15 protein-coding genes are annotated in these 18,214 nt (G+C 71.8%); 8 read left to right on the top strand and 7 right to left on the bottom strand.

Annotated features, from left to right (window positions below):
• Window positions 1-82 precede the first annotated feature (82 nt).
• Window positions 83-1,930 carry a dihydroxy-acid dehydratase gene (gene ilvD, locus DKT68_RS09410; RefSeq protein ID WP_109817063.1) on the top strand — a complete coding sequence of 616 codons (1,848 nt, stop codon included), beginning with the start codon at window positions 83-85 and terminating at the stop codon, window positions 1,928-1,930.
• Window positions 1,931-2,084: 154 nt separating this feature from the next.
• On the opposite strand, the gene DKT68_RS09405 is transcribed toward ilvD, so the two are convergent.
• Complete coding sequence (locus DKT68_RS09405) at window positions 2,085-3,275, bottom strand: ROK family transcriptional regulator (RefSeq protein ID WP_201748971.1); 1,191 nt, start codon at window positions 3,273-3,275, stop codon at window positions 2,085-2,087.
• Window positions 3,276-3,466: 191 nt separating this feature from the next.
• On the opposite strand from DKT68_RS09405, the gene DKT68_RS09400 reads away from it, so the two are divergent.
• Genes DKT68_RS09400 through DKT68_RS09375 form a run of 6 tightly spaced genes read left to right on the top strand, consistent with a single transcriptional unit; the run spans window position 3,467 to window position 8,460 of the window.
• Window positions 3,467-4,195 (top strand): amino acid ABC transporter ATP-binding protein, encoded by a 729-nt coding sequence (locus DKT68_RS09400; protein ID WP_109817036.1) that lies wholly within the window; start codon window positions 3,467-3,469, stop codon window positions 4,193-4,195.
• 19 nt (window positions 4,196-4,214) lie between these two features.
• Entirely contained in the window at window positions 4,215-5,180 is a 966-nt protein-coding gene (locus DKT68_RS09395) for a glutamate ABC transporter substrate-binding protein (protein ID WP_109817035.1), read from the top strand.
• Window positions 5,181-5,196: 16 nt separating this feature from the next.
• Entirely contained in the window at window positions 5,197-5,841 is a 645-nt protein-coding gene (locus DKT68_RS09390) for an amino acid ABC transporter permease (protein ID WP_109817034.1), read from the top strand.
• Window positions 5,838-6,707: an amino acid ABC transporter permease gene (locus tag DKT68_RS09385; RefSeq protein WP_109817033.1), complete on the top strand. Its 870-nt coding sequence runs from the start codon at window positions 5,838-5,840 to the stop codon at window positions 6,705-6,707. Before DKT68_RS09390 ends, DKT68_RS09385 begins: the two co-directional genes overlap by 4 nt.
• Window positions 6,704-7,720, top strand: coding sequence for an asparaginase (locus DKT68_RS09380; RefSeq protein ID WP_109817032.1), 1,017 nt, complete (start codon window positions 6,704-6,706; stop codon window positions 7,718-7,720). The genes DKT68_RS09385 and DKT68_RS09380 overlap by 4 nt, the downstream gene beginning before the upstream one ends.
• The gene (locus DKT68_RS09375; RefSeq protein ID WP_109817031.1) at window positions 7,717-8,460 is read left to right on the top strand and encodes a copper homeostasis protein CutC; all 744 of its coding nucleotides are present in this window, start codon (window positions 7,717-7,719) and stop codon (window positions 8,458-8,460) included. The genes DKT68_RS09380 and DKT68_RS09375 overlap by 4 nt, the downstream gene beginning before the upstream one ends.
• A gap of 98 nt (window positions 8,461-8,558) precedes the next feature.
• On the opposite strand, the gene DKT68_RS09370 is transcribed toward DKT68_RS09375, so the two are convergent.
• The 5 genes from DKT68_RS09370 to DKT68_RS09350 all read right to left on the bottom strand — a co-directional run bounded on the left by DKT68_RS09370 (window position 8,559) and on the right by DKT68_RS09350 (window position 15,123).
• Window positions 8,559-9,104, bottom strand: coding sequence for a hypothetical protein (locus tag DKT68_RS09370; RefSeq protein WP_109817030.1), 546 nt, complete (start codon window positions 9,102-9,104; stop codon window positions 8,559-8,561).
• Window positions 9,105-9,378: 274 nt separating this feature from the next.
• On the bottom strand, window positions 9,379-11,829 hold the full coding sequence (locus DKT68_RS09365) for a glycoside hydrolase family 2 protein (protein WP_109817029.1): 2,451 nt from the start codon (window positions 11,827-11,829) through the stop codon (window positions 9,379-9,381).
• On the bottom strand, window positions 11,826-12,668 hold the full coding sequence (locus DKT68_RS09360) for a carbohydrate ABC transporter permease (protein ID WP_109817061.1): 843 nt from the start codon (window positions 12,666-12,668) through the stop codon (window positions 11,826-11,828). The genes DKT68_RS09365 and DKT68_RS09360 overlap by 4 nt, the downstream gene beginning before the upstream one ends.
• A gap of 65 nt (window positions 12,669-12,733) precedes the next feature.
• The gene (locus DKT68_RS09355; RefSeq protein ID WP_109817028.1) at window positions 12,734-13,753 is read right to left on the bottom strand and encodes a carbohydrate ABC transporter permease; all 1,020 of its coding nucleotides are present in this window, start codon (window positions 13,751-13,753) and stop codon (window positions 12,734-12,736) included.
• Window positions 13,754-13,842: 89 nt separating this feature from the next.
• Entirely contained in the window at window positions 13,843-15,123 is a 1,281-nt protein-coding gene (locus tag DKT68_RS09350; protein WP_109817027.1) for an ABC transporter substrate-binding protein, read from the bottom strand.
• Window positions 15,124-15,534: 411 nt separating this feature from the next.
• On the opposite strand from DKT68_RS09350, the gene DKT68_RS09345 reads away from it, so the two are divergent.
• The gene (locus DKT68_RS09345; protein WP_109817026.1) at window positions 15,535-16,554 is read left to right on the top strand and encodes a LacI family DNA-binding transcriptional regulator; all 1,020 of its coding nucleotides are present in this window, start codon (window positions 15,535-15,537) and stop codon (window positions 16,552-16,554) included.
• Window positions 16,555-16,576: 22 nt separating this feature from the next.
• Here DKT68_RS09345 and DKT68_RS09340 read toward each other — a convergent pair.
• Window positions 16,577-18,214 (bottom strand): EAL domain-containing protein (locus tag DKT68_RS09340; protein ID WP_236646806.1); only part of this gene is annotated, 1,638 nt, incomplete at its 5' end.

Below are 18,214 nucleotides of genomic sequence, written 5' to 3'. Positions count from 1 at the left end.
CGTGGGGGACCGGGTGTGCATCTGTTGGGACACGGCGTACTCTCCGGCCGGTCGGCGCGCAGGCGGTGTCATGCTGGTACGCATGCCTGAGCTGCGGTCGAAGACCTCCACGCACGGTCGGACGATGGCCGGCGCCCGGGCCCTCTGGCGGGCCACCGGGATGACCGACGACGATTTCGGCAAGCCGATCGTCGCCATCGCCAACAGTTTCACCCAGTTCGTGCCGGGTCACGTACACCTCAAGGACATGGGCGGCCTCGTCGCCGACGCGGTGGCCGAGGCCGGCGGGGTCGGCCGGGAGTTCAACACCATCGCGGTCGACGACGGCATCGCGATGGGCCACGGGGGCATGCTCTACTCGCTGCCCAGCCGGGAGCTGATCGCCGACGCCGTGGAGTACATGGTCAACGCGCACTGCGCGGACGCCCTGGTCTGCATCTCGAACTGCGACAAGATCACACCCGGCATGCTGCTGGCCGCGCTGCGGCTCAACATCCCGACCGTCTTCGTCTCCGGCGGCCCGATGGAGGCCGGCAAGACGATGGCGATCGAGGGCGTCGTGCACAGCAAGATCGACCTGATCGACGCGATGATCGCCTCGTCGAACGAGGCCGTCACCGACGACCAGCTCGGCGAGATCGAGCGCTCCGCCTGCCCCACCTGCGGCTCCTGCTCCGGGATGTTCACCGCCAACTCGATGAACTGCCTCACCGAGGCGATCGGGCTGGCGCTGCCCGGCAACGGCTCGACGCTGGCGACCCACGCCGCGCGCCGGTCGCTCTTCGTCGAGGCCGGCCGCACCGTCGTCGAGATCGCCAAGCGCTGGTACGACGGCGACGACGACTCGGTGCTGCCCCGCGTGGTCGCGTCCAAGGCCGCCTTCGAGAACGCCGTCGCCCTGGACGTGGCGATGGGCGGCTCCACCAACACGGTGCTGCACCTGCTCGCCGCCGCCCGTGAGGCGGAGTTGGACTTCGGCGTGGCCGACATCGACGCGATCTCCCGGCGGGTCCCCTGCCTGGCCAAGGTCGCGCCGAACTCGCCGAACTACCACATGGAGGACGTGCACCGGGCCGGCGGCATCCCGGCGATCCTCGGCGAGCTGGACCGGGCCGGGCAGCTCAACCGGGACGTGCACGCCGTCCACTCCCCCTCCCTGGCGCAGTGGCTGACCGATTGGGACGTGCGGGGCGGCTCGCCGACGGCGACCGCCGTCGAGCTGTTCCACGCGGCGCCGGGCGGGGTGCGCACCACCGAGCCGTTCTCCACCACCAACCGCTGGTCGTCCCTGGACACCGACGCGGCCGAGGGCTGCATCCGCGACCGCGAGCACGCGTACTCCGCCGACGGCGGGCTGGCCATCCTGCACGGCAACCTCGCGCCGGAGGGCTGCGTCGTGAAGACCGCCGGCGTTCCGGACGACTGCCTGACCTTCCGCGGCCCGGCCAAGGTGTACGAGTCGCAGGACGACGCCGTGACGGCGATCCTCGCCAAGCAGGTCGTCGCCGGGGACGTGGTGGTCATCCGGTACGAGGGGCCCAAGGGCGGCCCCGGCATGCAGGAGATGCTCTACCCGACCTCGTTCCTCAAGGGTCGCGGGCTGGGCCGGTCCTGCGCGCTGCTCACCGACGGCCGTTTCTCCGGCGGCACCTCCGGGCTCTCCATCGGGCACGCCTCCCCCGAGGCGGCCTCGGGCGGCCTGATCGCGCTGGTGCGCGAGGGCGACGAGATCGTCATCGACATCCCCGGCCGGTCCATCGAGCTGAACGTGCCGTCCGACGAGCTGGAGGCGCGACGGGTGGCCGAGGAGAAGCGCGACAAGCCGTACACCCCGCTCGACCGGCAGCGGCCGGTGTCGGCGGCGCTGCGCGCGTACGCCTCGATGGCCACCTCGGCCAGCGACGGCGCCTACCGCCGCGTCCCGGAGTAGGCGTCGGAGCGGCTGCGCTGGCGCTCACGTGATCGACACGAGACCAGCTGATATCGGGGTATCCCGTCGACCCGGACACCGCGACATCAGCGATCCCGTGTCGATCATCGCCCCGACACGGGCCGGGTCGACCCGCGTTCCGCAGTGGACCGGCTCAGCCGGCCGCGACGACGTGGTCGATGACCAGGTGGGCGGCGCCGGTGATGCCGACATCCTGGCCGGTGGCGACCCGTTCGATGAGCAGGGTCTGGGTGGCCAACGGCAGGCACCGCTCGTAGAGGGTGGCGCGCATGCTGGCCAGCAGGGGTTCGCAGTCGGCGAGCCGGCCGCCGATGGCCACCACCTGCGGGTTGAAGAAGTTGACCACCACGGCCAGGATCTCGCCGATGGCCCGGCCGGCCTGCCGGGCGAGCGCGGTGGCGTGCCGGTCGCCGTCGTCGATCAGGCGGATCACGCCGGTGAGGTCGGTGACCGGCACGCCCTGGTCGCGTAGCGCGGTGACCAGGGCTGCGCCGCTGGCCACCGCCTCCAGGCACCCGGCGTTGCCGCAGCTGCACGGCGGCGCGGGATCGGCCACCACCCGGCAGTGGCTGATGTCCCCGGCGGAGCCCTGTGCGCCCCGGTGCAGCCGTCCGTCGGAGATCACTCCGGAGCCGATGCCGGTGCCGGCCTTGATGTAGACGGCATGGTCCAGGTCGGGGTGTGTCGTGCGGTGGGCGCCGAGTGCCATCAGGTTGGCGTCGTTGTCCACGACGACCGGCACCTCGACCCGGCCGGCGCAGAAGGCGGCGACGTCGAAGCCGTTCCAGCCGGGCATCCGTGACGGGCTGACGATCCGGCCGGTCGCATGCTGCACCGGGCCGGGTATGCCGACGCCGATGCCCCGCAGCGCGCCCGCCGCCGACTCGCCGTCGGCCGCCTCCCCGTCCGGCCCGGTGGGCACGGCGACCAGCGCGGAGACCTCGGCCAGCAGCGCGTCGAGCACCTCCTCCGGACCGTCCTCGATGCGCACCGGCAGGGTGCGGGCCTGAACCACCCGGCCGGAGAGATCCAGTGTGCCGACGCGCGCGTGATGCGCGCCCAGGTCGATGGCGCCGACCACGGCCCCGCCGGTGGGCACGGCGAGCTGGCGGGGCCGCCGGCCACCCCGCGACCGGCCGGCGCCGGCCTCCTCCAGCAGACCCTGACTGATCAACGCCTCCACGCGTTGGGAGACCGTCGACGGGGACAGCCCGGAGAGCCGGGCCAGGTCGGCACGACTGACGGCCGCCCCACTGGCCACCCACCGCAGCAGCTCCCGGGGGCCGCCCCGGAGGGCGTCGCGCGGCGCGTCGTCAATCGTCACGTCAGGTTCTTAGCACCCGGAGTTTGTTCCAGCAACCTGTTGACTTAATTTGCTCTCTACCTTTAGATGGCGCTGTTGCTTCGATATGTAGAGAACTTCGTTTTGTAGTCGAAGAAAGTAGGCGTGTAGTGGCACCGACGACGGCGTCCGACCTCGCCGGCCGGCCCGGGACGACAGGGCCGGACCGGCCGATGGTGTCGGTCCGTGGCCTGCACAAATGGTTCGGGCCGCTGCACGTGCTCAAGGACATCGACCTGACGGTGGCCGCCGGTGAGGTGGTCGTCGTGGTCGGCCCATCCGGCTCCGGAAAGTCGACCCTGTGCCGTTGCCTCAACCGTCTGGAGACGGTCGGGCAGGGCAGCGTCGAGATCGACGGTGAGCCGCTACCCGCCGAGGGCCGCGCGCTGGCCCGACTGCGCGCCGACGTCGGCATGGTCTTCCAGTCCTTCAACCTCTTCGGGCACAAGACGGTGCTGGACAACATCACCCTCGGCCCCACCCGGGTCCGCCGGACCTCCCGAACCGAGGCACGCCAGCAGGCGATGACGCTGCTGGAGCGGGTCGGCATCGCCGACAAGGCGGACCACCACCCGGCCCAGCTCTCCGGCGGGCAGCAGCAACGCGCCGCCATCGCCCGCGCGCTGGCCATGCGACCGAAGGTGCTGCTCTTCGACGAGCCGACCTCGGCCCTCGACCCGGAAATGGTCAACGAGGTCCTCGACGTGATGGTCTCCCTCGCCGCCGAGGGGATGACCATGATCGTGGTCACCCACGAGATGGGCTTCGCCCGCCGCGCCGCCGACCGCGTCGTCTTCATGGACGACGGCCGGATCATCGAGTCCGGTACCCCCGACGACTTCTTCGCAGCCCCCCGCACCGAGCGGGCCCGCGACTTCCTGTCCAAGATCCTCCAGCACTAGCCCCCAACGGGAGGGTGGCATGTCAATCCTCAAGACGAGCTTCACCAGGCGTCGCTCGCTCGCGCTCGGCGCCACCGCCGTGGCGGTGGCCCTCGCCGCCGCCGGTTGCGGCGGCGACGGCGGCAGCACGCCGGCCCTGCCCGGCAACCCGGGCCTGGGCGGCGACGGCGTGGTCGCCCAGTCGGTGTACGACGCCGCGCCGGTGGCCACCGACGCGGACATCCCGGCCGGCTCCACGATGGACGCGATCCGCAAGCGCGGCCACCTGACCGTCGGCGGCTCCCTGGACGCCCCGCTGCTGTCCCAGCAGAACCCGGTCACCGGCACCATCGAGGGCTTCGACGCCGACATGGCCAAGCTGCTGGCGAAGTACATCACCGGCAAGCCCGAGGTGAAGACCACGACCATCGGCACCCAGACCCGGGAGGCGATGCTCCAGGCCAAGTCGGTGGACGTCGTCTTCCAGACGTACACCATCACCCCGCAGCGGGCCACGCAGGTCGCCTTCGCCGGGCCCTACCTCACCTCGGGCCTCGCGGTCGCGGTCCGCAAGGACGACACCGCGATCAAGAGCGTGCAGGACCTCGCCGGCAAGACGGTCATCGTCGGGGCGAACACCCCCGCGGTCACCGCGCTGCCCAGCGCCGCGCCCGGTTCCAACCAGGTCGCGTTCGGCACCGACCCGCAGGCGGTGCAGGCGCTGCTGCAGAACCGCGGCGACGCGTACGTGCAGGACTTCACCCTCCTCGCCTCGAACGCCAAGGCCAACCCCGGCATGAAGGTGGTCGGCGAGCCGTTCACCACGGAGTCGTACGGCATCGGCCTGAACCGGGAGGACGCGCAGTTCAAGGAGTTCGTCAACAACTGGCTGAAGAAGATCCAGGCAGACGGCACCTGGGCGAAGGTCTGGGAGGCCACCCTCGGCTCGGTGGTCGAGGGTGGGGCGCCCAACCCGCCGGCCCTCGGTTCCGCCGACGGCTCCTGAGCAGCCTCCCGCGCCGATGGACGCCCTCACCACCCACCTGAGCGAACTCGGCCACGGCCTGGTCACGACGGTCGAACTGACCGTCGTGACCACCGTCGGGGCGATGCTGCTCGGCATCGCCGTGGCCACCCTGCGGATCGCCCCCGTCCCGCTGCTGCGCGCCATCGGCACGGCGTACGTGGAGGTGCTCCAGAACCTGCCGCTGCTGGCGCTGCTGGTGCTCTTCGTCTTCGCGCTGCCGACCATCGGCATCTCGTTCCCGCTGTTCACCTCCGCCGCCATCGTCATCGCCGCCTATGAGGGGGCGTACCTGGCCGAGGCGATCCGGGCCGGGATCAACACGGTGGGCGTGGGCCAGGCCGAGGCGGCACGCGCCATCGGGCTCACCTTCGGCCAGTCCCTGCGGCACGTGATCCTGCCGCAGGGACTGCGGGCGGTGATCCAGCCGATCGGCAACATCTGCATCGCGCTGCTGATGAACACGTCGCTGGCCGCCGCCGTCGGGGTGGTCGAGCTGACCCAGGCCGCCAACAACGTGAACCTCCTCGAGGCCCAGCCGATCGCCGTCTTCACCGGCGCGGGCCTCGCCTACATGCTGCTGGCGCTGATCATCGGTCAGGTCACCGGCCTGCTCGAACGAAGGCTGGCGATCGTCCGATGAACCAGACCCGACAGATCCTCTTCGACGAGCCGGGCCCGAGGGCCCGGCGGCGCATCCGGATCGCCACCGTGCTGGGCGCGGTGGTCCTCGCCGGCGCCGTCGTCGCGGCGGTGCGCCAGTTCGCCAGCCACGGCGAACTGGCCGCCGAACGCTGGGAGCCGTTCACCACGTGGCCGATCTGGCGGTACCTGCTGACCGGGCTCTGGGCCACGGTGCGCGCCGCCGCCGCGACCGCTGTGCTCAGCGCCGCGCTCGGGCTGCTGCTGGCGCTCGGCCGGCTGTCGGCACGTCGACCGCTCCGCTGGGCGGCCGGCGCGTACGTGGAGATCTTCCGGACCGTGCCCGCCCTCCTGCTGATCTACGTGACGCTGTTCGCGCTGCCGCAGTACGGCATGAACTTCCCCCTGTTCTGGAAGCTCGTGGTGCCGCTGGTGGTCTCCAACTCGGCGGCGTTCGCGGAGATCTTCCGGGCCGGCATCCTGGCCCTGGACCGGGGGCAGACCGAGGCCGGCCTCGCGGTCGGGTTGCGCCGGGGGCAGGTCATGGCGCTGGTCGTCCTGCCACAGGCGCTGCTCCAACTGGCACCGTCCCTGGTCAGCCAGCTGGTCGGACTGCTCAAGGACACCTCGCTCGGCTTCGTGGTCAGCTACACCGAGCTGCTCTACAGCGGTCAGGTGCTCTCCTCGTACACCCATCTGCTGATCCAGACGTTCCTGGTGGTGGCGCTGATCTACCTGGTGGTCAACGCGTCGCTGTCGAAGTTCGCCCGCGTACTCCAGGCCCGCAACGGCCGGCTCACCGGCCGGCGCGGACGACGGACCGCGGACCTCCCGCCGCCGCTCACCGAAGGGACCACCGTCCGGTGACCATTCCCCGTTACGCCGAACTGGCCCGCGTCGTCCGCAACGGCTTCGTCGAGAGCCGGCACTACGGCAGCGTCGTGGTGCTCGACCCGGACGGCGCGGTCGCGCACGCCGCCGGTGTGCCCGACGAGCCGGCGCTCCCCCGCTCCACCCTCAAGCCGGTGCAGGCACTGGCCTGCCTCGTCGCGGCGACCGGAGCGCTCGGCGGCACCGACACGCTGAAAGGGCCGGCACTGGCGCTCGCCGCCGGCAGCCACACCGGTGACGACCGGCACGTCGAGGTGGTCCGGGCGATGCTCGCCGACGCGGGCCTGACCGAGGACGCGCTCGGTTGCCCGGTTGACTGGCCGGAGGACGAGCCGACCCGGGACCGGCTGATCCGCGCCGGCGGGCAGCGCGAGCGAATCCGGATGAACTGCTCCGGCAAGCACGCCGCGATGCTCGTCGCGTGCGTGGCCCGGTCCTGGAGCACACACGACTACCTGGACCCCGACCACCCGCTCCAGCGGGAGACCGCGGCCACCGTCGCGCGGCTCGCCGGAACGCCGATCGCCCACCGTGCGGTCGACGGCTGCGGCGCACCGCTGTTCGGTCTGCCGCTGACCGGCCTGGCCCGCACGTTCCAGGCGCTGGTCACCGCGCCCGCGGGCAGCCCCGAGGAGCGGGTCGCCCAGGCGATGCGCCAGTACCCGGAGTACGTGGGCGGCTGGCACGGGCACCCGAACACCGACCTGATGCGGGCGCTGCCCGGCGTGCTCGCTAAGGGCGGGGCCGAGGGCGTCCTCGCGGTGGCCACCCCGGACGGTCACGCGGTCGCGGTGAAGGTGGTCGACGGCTCGCCCCGAGCCACCACCGCCATCGTGCTCGCCGCCCTGGACGCCGTGGGCGTACCCGTCGACGGGGCCGACGCGCTCCGCCGGGTGCCGGTGCTCGGCGGCGGCGAACCGGTCGGCGCCGTCACCGCCGCCATCGATTGGACCCGGGCACCCTCTCGCACCGAAAAGGAAGAGTCATGAGCACATTCGAGATCTGCATCGACAGCGTCGAGGGAGCGGTTGCCGCCGAGGAGGCCGGCGCCGACCGGGTGGAGCTGTGCTCCGCGCTCTTCGACGGCGGGTTGACGCCCAGCTTGGGCACCATCGAGACGACCCTGCGCACCGTCACCCGGATCCGGGTGCACGTGATCGTCCGCCCCCGCGCCGGCGACTTCATCTACTCGCCGCTCGAGATCGAGGCGATGGAGCGGGACGTGCGAGCCGCGGTGGCGGCCGGCGCGCACGGCATCGTGATCGGCGCACTCACCGCCGAGGGTGACGTCGACGTGCCGACCACCCGCCGGCTGATCGCCGCCGCCGGTGACGCCAGCATCACCTTCCACCGCGCGTTCGACATGGTCCGCGACCCGTACGCCGCGCTGGAGCAGCTCATCGAGCTGGGAGTGCACCGCGTGCTCACCTCCGGCCAGGAGGTCAGCGTGCTTGAGGGCGCCCCGCTCATCGCCGACCTGGTCCGCCGGGCCGCCGGGCGGATCGTCATCATGCCGGGCGGCGGCATCACCCCGCGCAACATCGCCCGCATCGTCGAGGCGACCGGGGCCGACGAGTACCACTTCGCGGCCCTGGTCAGCTCCGACAGCCCGGCCGTGCACCGCAACCCGGCGCCGCTCATGGGCGGCACCCTGCACCGGCCCGAGTACGAGCGGTCCGGCACGTCCGGGGCGCTGGTCGGCCAGGTGCTCGCCGCCGCCCGGGCCTGAACCGCCGCGCGCTTCTGATCAGCGGTGGGCCTGGAGGGACGTCCCTTCCGGTCCACCGCTCGCGCTGTCGACCGGTCCAGCGTGACGCGCCCGGCCGCCTAACCGGTGGCGAGGTTGATGGCGACGCCGATCGGGATGGACGCCGCGAGCCCCGCGACCAACCACCACAGCTGCTCACGCCGGGCGTTGCGCTGCGCCGACTGGAGCACACCCTGAATCTGGGTCAGGCTGTTCGCCACCATCGTCAGGTCCTTGGCGCCACCGGCCGACTCGTCCGTGACCGACCGCCGCATCCCGTACCGGCGAAGCCGGCTCGTCGTCGACAACGTCAGCTGATGCCTGCGAACCCGTCGCGAGGCCAACACCACCGACTCGGGATCCCCGTGATCAAGAGCGCCGCGGTAGGCGTCGTCGCCCTCGGGCTCGGGGACGTCGTCGGGTACGCCGACCCGGTTCAGGCGAGGCCAGCGCCGTGCCCAACGAACCTCGAACCACCACAGGCCGCCACCGGCGGCGAGCAGCACGAGGTTGGCCACGATCGCGACGATCGCCCACCGGCCGGTGAGGAGGAAACCGACGGCGCCCGCCGGGATGGCCGCCAGGATGAGTGCCTTCGCCTTCGCCGTGCCGCTGATCCCCCGCATGCCTGTCATTGAACCGCTCCCGCCCGGCCGGCAGGACGTCTGCTATCCGCTATGCGACAGCTTCGGCCGCTCAAGCGCCCGGGGGCACGGCCGGCAGTTGACATTCGGACGACGCCAATCACACATGGTTGAGGGAGATGCAGTCGCCTGTCGGCGCCCGGTCCTCTTGGAACGCGATACCTCAGAGGCATAAAAATACCTCTGAGGTATCGCGCTCATCCGACTGCTTGCCCCGGCAGAGACGACCGGCGATCGCGAGTTCCGGGGGGTGCCGCTAGCTCGACGTGATGTCGTTGACGCAGCGCAGGACCGGTCGGGCGGTCAGCAGAGCCGGGTCCAGCGCGGCGTCGGCGCGCACCGTGAGGGTGACCGACTCGCCGGGCAGCAGGGTGACCAGTGCCTGGTCCACCTCGGCGGACGGGTCCAGCCGGTCCGCGTAGAGGGTGAGGTCGCGCAGCACCGTGCGGGCGGTGACCCGGACCCGCTGCCCGTCGTCGACCGGCTCGACCGTCGCGTCCCAGGCCGCCGCCGGCCAGTCGACGTCCCGGTCCTCGGCGAAGAACCACAGTGCCCGCTCGGCGCTCTCCCCCGCCTCGGCGACCAGCAGCTCCCGCCGGGCCTCCTCCGGCCGCGCCAGCTCCGCGGGCAGCGCCAGCGTCACCGCCGAGTACGCGGGGACGTCCAGCTCCACCGTCGTCTTCGCCCGCGGCTCGCCGGTGAGGGTCAGCCGGGTCACCGACGCCGACGCCCGCCAGGGTGTGCCGCCGTCGTTCACCGCGACGAGCGCGAGGCCGTTGTCGCGGGGCTGAACGGTGAGCAACCGGTCGGCGTACGCGTGGCGTAGCGCGTACCACAGTGGTTTGCGCCGGCCGTCGCCGTCGACGGCCGACCAGGAGGTGACCGGCCAGCAGTCGTTGAGCTGCCAGACGATCGTGCCGGCGCAGATGTCCCGGTGCGAGCGGAAGTGCTCCACGCCGAGCTGGATCGCCCGGGCCTGGTTGAGTTGCGTCAGGTAGTGCCAGTCGTCGAAGTCCGCCGGGGCGGGCAGGTGCGCGTCCAGGCCCCGCTGGAGCTTCGCGTCACCGCCGGTCGCCTTCTGGTGGTGTGCCATTCCCGGCGAGTCGTGGGCGAGCGGTTCGTCGCTCAGCGCCCGGCGCAACGTGGCGTACGCCGGCGGGCCCTGGTAGCCGAACTCGGCGACGAAGCGGGGCACGTACTCCCGGTACTTCGTGTAGTCGTCGGTGTTCCACACGTCCCAGATGTGCGTGGTGCCGTGCGCCGGGTCGTTGGGGTGGATCTCCTCGGTGCCCGACCAGGGACTGCCCGGCCAGTACGGGCGGGTCGGGTCCAGCTCGCCGACGATGCGGGGTAGCACGTCCAGGTAGTAGCCGCGCCCCCAGGTGCGCCCGTCCAGTGGCTCCTGCCAGTCCCAGTCGTGCCAGCCCCAGATGTTCTCGTTGTTGCCGGTCCAGAGCACCAGCGACGGGTGCGGCGCCAGCCGCGTCACCTGTTCGGCGGCCTCGGCGGCAACCTCGCTGCCGAAGGGTTCCTCCTCGGGGTACGCGGCGCAGGCGAACAGGAAGTCCTGCTGGACCAGCAGCCCCCGCTCGTCGGCGAGGTCGTAGAAGTCCGCCGACTCGTACCGGCCGCCGCCCCAGACCCGCAGCAGGTTGATGTTGGCCTCGGCGGCCTGGTCGAACCGCCCGGCCAGCCGCTCCCGGGTGACCCGGTTGGGGAACACGTCGTCCGGGATCCAGTTGACCCCGCGTACGAAGACCGGGACGTCGTTGACCGACAGCGCGAACGAGGTGCCGTGCTCGTCGGGGGTGGTGTCCAACCGGACCGATCGGAAGCCGATCCGCCGGGACCACCTGTCGAGGGTGTCGCCGTCGGGCGCGTGCAGGGTCACCTCCAGCGGGTGGCGGGCCTGCTCGCCGTACCCCCGGGGCCACCACAGCGCGGGCTCGCGGACGGCGAGGGTCAGCACGGCCGTGCGCTGCCCGGCCGGGACGACCACCTCGGCGTGGGCGCCGGCGACGGTGGCCCGGACGGTCAGCGGGACGTCCGCGACCCGCTCGACCTCGACGTGCAGCTCGACCCGCCCGTCCCGGCCGGCCAGGGTCACCAGCGGGCGGACGGTGGCCAACCGGGCGGTGGACCAGGCGTGCAGGCCGATCTCCTGCCAGATGCCGGCGGTGACGAGCGTCGGCCCCCAGTCCCAGCCGAAGTTGCAGGCCATCTTGCGGATGAAGTGGAACGGCTCCGGGTAGGCGTTCGGCCGGTCGCCGAGCCGCTCCTGCTGCGCCTCGGCGTACCGGTAGGCGGAGTCGAACGTGACGACCAGGTCGTTGTCGCCGTCGCGCAGCAGGGAGCGGACGTCGAAGCGGTAGCCGCGGTGCATGTTCTCGGTGCGGCCGACCTCCACACCGTTGACGGTGAGGGTGGCGACGGTGTCCAGGCCGGCGCAGACCAGGTCGACCCGGTCATGGTCGTCCGGCGGGCGTCGGAAGGTCGTCCGGTAGCTCCAGTCGGTGTGCCCGATCCAGGCCAGCGCCAGCTCGTTGTCGTCGAGGTAGGGGTCGGGGATCAGCCCGGCGTCGAGCAGGTCGGTGTGCACGCACCCGGGCACGGTGGCCGGCACGGATCGGTCGGCGATCTCCGGCGGGACCTGCGCTCCGGGCGCCGCCCGCAGGGTCCAGCCGTCGTGGAGTGCCTGTCGGCTCACGATTTCACCGCACCTTCCATGATTCCGCGGACGATCTGGCGTCCACCGATGAACAGCATGATCAACAGAGGGATCGTAGCCACGAAGGCCCCGGCGAGCACCCGACGGTAGATGACGTAGTTGCCGCTGGCCAGGTCGGAGATGGCGACCATCGACGTCGGGTAGTCGGTGCCGCCCAGGGTGATCAGCGGCCACTGGAAGTCGTTCCAGGTCGCGACGAAGGTGAGCAGGCCGAGCACCGCGAGGGCCGGCCGGATCGCCGGCAGGACGATGGACCGGTAGACCCGCATGGTGGTCGCGCCGTCCATCCGGGCCGACTCGACCAGCTCGTCCGGCACGGTGTTGACGATGAACTGCCGCATGTAGAAGACGCCGAACGCGGTGACCAGGCCGGGCACGATGACCGCCAGCAGGGTGCCGTTCCAGCCCAGTTTGCCCATCACGATGTACAGCGCGACGACGCCGAGCTGGTTCGGCACGGTGAGGGTGAGCACCACGAACAGCATCAGCCACCGGCTGCCGGCGAAGCGCAGCTTGGCGAACGCGAACCCGGCGAGCGAGCAGAAGAACAGCATCGCCGCGGTCACCGCCGTCGAGACGATCACGCTGTTGACCAGCGAGGCGGCGAAGTACACGTCCTGGAGGGAGAAGACCTCGTCCAGGTTGACCAGGAACCGGTCGCCGGGGACCACCGTCGGCGGGATCTGGGCCAGGGCCTCGTCGTTGCTGGTGGCGATGACGAACATCCAGTACAGCGGGAATGCCGCGAACAGCATGGTGGTGGCCAGCAGCAGGTACGTCCCGATGCCGGCCGGGGTGTCCTGCGGCGCCCGGCCCATCAGGGCGGCCCGCCGGCGGCGGCTCGTGGTGACCGCCGGCGAGGGCGGTGCGGTGTCGACGGCGCTCACCTGGATCGCCCTCCGGAGAGTCGGTTGGTCAGCAGCGTGTTGATCCCGGCCACGACCAGGATGATCAGGAAGAGTGCCCAGCTCATCGCGGCCGCGTACCCGAGGTTCAGGTCCTTCCAGCCGACCTTGTAGATCAGCTGGGCGATGGTCTGCCACTCGCCGTTGGGCCCACCGGTGGCGGCCTGGGAGTTGAGGTCGAACAGCATCGGCTCGATGAAGAGCTGGAACCCGCCGATGGTGGAGAGGATGACGGTGAACACGATCACCGGCTGGATCATCGGCACGGTGATCCGCCAGAGCTGACGCCACGGGCCGGCCCCGTCGACCGCGGCGGCCTCGTAGACGTCGCGCGGGATGGACTGCATGGCGGCCAGGTAGAGCAGCGCGTTGTAGCCGATCCACTTCCAGTTGACCATCGTGGCGATGGCGATCCAGGCGTGCAGCTTGTCGGCCCGCCAGTTGATCGGTTCGTCGCCGCCGATGCCGACGAGGCCGAGCACCCAGTTGGCCATCCCGGAGTCGCGGGAGAAGAAGACGCTGAACACCATCGTCGAGGCGACGATCGGGGTGACGTACGGCAGCAGCACGCCCACCCGCCACCAGGTCTGCGCCCGCAGCCGCCGGTTGAGCAACGACGCCACGATCAGCGCGAACAGCAGTTGCGGCACCGAGGAGAGCAGGAAGATGCCGAACGTGTTGTAGAGCGCGTTCCAGAAGTCGTCGTCGCCGAAGAGCTGGCGGAAGTTCGCCAGGCCGGCCCAGCCGGTCAGCGTCGGGTCGTCCAGCCGGTAGTTGCGCAGCGCGACGACGCCGTTGAAGACGAGCGGGAACAGCCCGAAGATCAGAAAGATCAGGAAGAAGGGCGCGATCAACACGTACGGCATGTAGCGCATGTCGAAGCGGTACAGCCGGTCGCGCCAGCTCAGCCGGCGGTGGTCCGGGTCGGTGCCGTGCTCGTGCCGCCCGGCGGCGGCTCGACGGCCCGACGACGCGGGCGCGGCGCGGGTGGTGGACATCGGGACACTCCAGGGCCGAAGAGACGGGGTACGCGCGCGGGCGGCGCGGGGGCGACCCGGTGTCCGGCCCACCCCCGCGCCCGAGGTGCTCAGGAGGTGCTAACCTTCTCGGCTTCCTTGACCGCCTCGGCCCAGGCGGCCTCGGGCTTGAGGGTCTTGTTCTGCACCCGGATCAGCACGTTCTCCACGGCAACCCGGGTCGGGCCGTTCTTCTTGCCCAGGTACTGCGGGGTCAGGCCCTGCGCCATCTTCGGGAAGATCTGCCCGACCGGCGCGTTGGTGAAGAACGGGTTCTTGAAGTCGGCGATGGCCGGATCGCTGTAGAGGGCCGGCTGCGACGGCAGGTTGCCGACCTTCTTGAAGATCTCGATCTGCTGCTCCGGCTGGACCAGCCACTCCACCAGCTTGTACGCCTCGTCGGCGTGCTTGCTCTGCTTGGGGACGGTGAGGAAGGAGCCGCCCCAGTTGCCGCCGCCACCCGGCACCGCGGCGATGTCCCACTTGCCCTCGGTGCCGGGCGCGGTGTCCTTGATGTGCCCGAGCATCCAGGCCGGGCAGGCGAGCACCGCGAAGGAGCCACTGGTGAAGCCCTTGTCCCAGTCGGCCTGGAAGGTGGCCAGGTTGGCGGAGAGGCCGGCCTGGATCGCCTTGATGGTGTAGTCGAAGGCGACCTTCGGGCCCTGCTCCATCTGGAGCTGGTCCTGCTCGTTGTAGAAGCCGACCGGCTGCTGGCCGAGGATCGGGTTGAACAGGTTGCTGCCGGCGTCGATGAACTTCTTGTTGGTCTTGCCGGTGTACTGCCGGCCGACCTCGATGAACCGGTCCCAGGTGGGCCAGAGGGCGGAGACCTGGTCAGGCGCGGTGGGCAGCCCGGCGGCCTTGAACAGGTCGGTGCGGTAGCACATGGCCAGGCCGCCGACATCGGTGCCGAGTCCGATCTGGGTCTTGCCGTCCGCGGAGAGCGACTGCTTCCACTTCCACGGCAGGTACTTGCTCTCGTACTCCCCGGCGCCCTTGTCGAGCAGGTTGACGAACTTGTCGGACTGGCTCCGGAACTGCACCATGAAGCCCTCGTCGATGGCGGCGATGTCCGGCGCGCCGGAGCCGGCGACCAGCTTTTTCTGCAGGTCCTCGTGTTGGGCGTTGTACTCGCCGGAGTTCAGCTGGATCTTGACGTTCGGGTTGGCCGCCTCGTACTTCGTCTTGAGGTCCTGGAGGCCGAAGTCGCCCCAGAAGTTGATTTTCAGGGTGACCTGACCGTCTGCCGCGCCGGAATCCTGCCCGCTCTTACCGCTGCACGCGGCGACCAGGGCGAGGCCGACCGTACCCGCGGCGACCGCGCGGGCCCACCGGGTCCAGGAGCGTTTCATGGCATCCTCCGAGCAAGTGGGAACGCTCCCGACATCGAGAGGCGTTGACTGAACCGGATAAGTGAAGCCACCGTACGGGCCGGTTCCAGGGGTGTCAACGACGTGTTAACGCCGTGCCGGATTCGCGCAAGGAGAGTCGCATGGGAGCGCGACATGCGTGGTGGAGCGCTTTCCGCCGCAGCTCCGCACGCCGGGCGGCCCGTCCACCCCGCGACGGCACCGGCACGCTGAACCGGACAAGCCGGCCCGCTCCGACGGCCGGCGTCGACCGTGGACGGTCGGCCGGCGACCGCCGACGCCGACTGCGCTAGGTTGAGGCCGCCGACACCCCGCGACCCGCTGGCCGGGCCCGCGCCCAGCGGCAGCCAGGAGATCCGACCCCTGCCGGGGCGAGAGTGGAGGAGCACGCCGGTGAAGCGGCCGACCATCGCCGACGTCGCCCGACGCGCCGGGGTGTCCAAGGGCGCCGTGTCGTACGCGCTGAACGGGCAGCCCGGCGTCTCCGAGACGACCCGGCAGCGCATCCTGGCCATCGCCGCCGAGATCGGGTTCAGCCCGAGCAGCGCCGCCCGGGCCCTCTCCGGCGCCACCGCCGAGGCTGTCGGCCTGGCCCTGTGCCGGCCGGCCCGGATACTGGGCATCGAGCCGTTCTTCATGGAGCTGATCAGCGGCGTCGAGGCGGAACTCTCCGCCCGCTCGTACGCGCTGACCCTTCAGGTGGTGGCCGACCAGGACGCCGAGATCGCGGTCTACCGGCGCTGGTGGGGCGAGCGACGGGTGGACGGCGTGCTCGTCTGCGATCTGCGCACCGACGACCGTCGCATCCCCGCTCTCGAACAGCTCCAGCTCCCCGCCGTGGTGATCGGCGGGCCGGGCGGCACCGGCGACCTGGCCAGCGTCTGGTCCGACGACGCGGCCGCGCTGACCGAGGCGGTGGAATACCTGGTCGCGCTCGGGCACCGCCGGATCGCCCGGGTCGGTGGCCTGCCCGACCTGCGGCACACCGAGATCCGCACCGACGCGTTCGGCACGGTGTGCCAGCGGCTCGGCCTGGTCGACGCCGTCACCGTCTGGTCGGACTACACCGGCGAGGAGGGCGGTCGGGCCACCCGCCGGCTGCTCAGCTCCGCCCAGCGGCCCACCGCCGTCATCTACGACAACGACGTGATGGCCATCGCGGGGCTCTCCGTCGCCCAGGAGATGGGGCTCACCGTGCCGGGCGACCTGTCCATCGTGGCCTGGGACGACTCACCGCTGTGCCGGCTGGTCCACCCGCCGCTGACCGCGCTGGGCCGCGACATCCCGGCGTACGGGGCGCACGCCGCCCGGCAACTGCTCGCCGTCATCGGCGGCCAGGCCGCGACCCGGGTCCAGGACGAGACGCCGCACCTCACCCCGCGCGGCAGCACCGCACCGCCACGGGAGAGGTGAACCGGTTCATCCCGGCGACGGGTCAGCGGGACGTCGAGGGAAACTCCTCGAAGTACGCCTCGACCCGCTCGGCCGTCGCCGGGCGCGCCAGCGCGAAGCCCTGCCCGTACCGGCAGCCGGCCCGGTGCGCCCCGTCGACCTGGGCCGGCGACTCCAACTCCTCGGCGACGATCTCCACCCCCAGCCGCTCGCCGACGTTGACCACCACGTCGATCAGCGGCGGCTGCCCGGCCGGCCGGGCGCCCACCAGCTCCGGACCCACCTTCAGCAGATCGATCGGCAGGCGGCGCAGCTGGGCCAGTGACGCGTGCTCGGCCCGGAAGTCGTCCAGCGCCGTACGGACCCCCAGCGACCGCAGCCCGGCCAGCCGAGCCACCACGGTCGGCAGGTCGGCGGCGATCCTCGGCTCGGCGACCTCCACCACCAGCCGCTCCGGCGACACCCCGTACGCGGCCAGCACCGCCGCGGCACGCTGCACGAAGTCGGGGGTGGTTAGTTCCCGGGTGGTGACGTTGACCGCCATCCACAGCTCCCGGGTGCCCGCCGACCAGTCGGCCAACTGGCGGCAGGCCCGGTCCAGCACCCACCACTCCAGCTCGCCGACCAGGTCCAGGTCCTCCGCGACCGGCAGCAACTCGGCCGGCAGCACCGTGCCGAGCACCGGACTGCGCCAGCGCAGCAACGCCTCGGCGCCCACCGGCTGCCGGTCGGCCAGGCCGAGCACCGGCTGGTAGACCAGGTCCAGCTCGCCGCGCGCCACCGCGCCGGGCAGCTCCCGTTCCAGGTCGAGCCGGCGGACCAGCTGCTCCTCGAGGAACGCGTCGTACCACTCGACCCGCTCCCGGCCGAGCTGCACGGCCCGCCGCCGGGCCAGCTCGGCCTGGCGGAGCACGTCCGCCGGGCCGGTGCCGCTCACCTCGGCCAGCCCGATGCTCGCCTGCACGCGCAGCACCGCCCCGCCCAGCTGGTACGGCGGGTTGAGCGCGGTCAGCAGCCGGATGCCCAGCGCGTACGCCAGCACCGGGCCGGCGGTGGTGACCACCGCGAAGCCGGCGCTCGTGCACCCGGTGACGAGGTCGCCGGCGGCGACAACCGCCCGGGCCCGGCGGACCGCCTCGACCAGCACGTCCTCCCGGACCGCCGGGCCGACACCGTCGGCGCCGTGCAGATCGACCAGCAGCAGAGCACCGGTCGGCGCCGGCACGTCGCCCATCGCGGCGAGGGCGTCCAGCAGGGCCGCCCGGTTACCCGGGACGCCACCAGCCGGAAGGCACTCCCCGCTCAGCGCCGACCACGACACCTCGTCGCCGGACGGCCAGGTCGCGCCGACGCCGTTCGAGGTGGTGGGCGCGTCGTCGGGCGCACCGACCCGACGGTCCGACGCGCCGAGCCAGCGCGGCGGCGCCGCCCGGCGGTGCCGGACCCCCCGGCCGCCGGCATGGCGGCGGTGCGCGGCACGCCGGTCGGTGCTGGTCGCGTCGCCGGAGCGCAGCAGCTCGCGCAGCACCAGCGGCGGCAGCGTCGCCACGGCGAGCAGCACGCTCGTCCGGTCCGGTGCACGGCCACCGCCCAGGTGCAGGCCGGCCGCCAGCAGCAGCAACGCCGCCGGGAGCACCGAGGCTCCGGGACCGCGATCTGCCGGGGCGGCGTCCTGCTGACC

The sequence above is a fragment of the Micromonospora acroterricola genome (genome assembly GCF_003172955.1).
GTDB lineage: Bacteria > Actinomycetota > Actinomycetes > Mycobacteriales > Micromonosporaceae > Micromonospora > Micromonospora acroterricola.
Note: the sequence above shows the minus strand (reverse complement) of the source record. Positions and strands in the feature narration are given on the sequence as shown.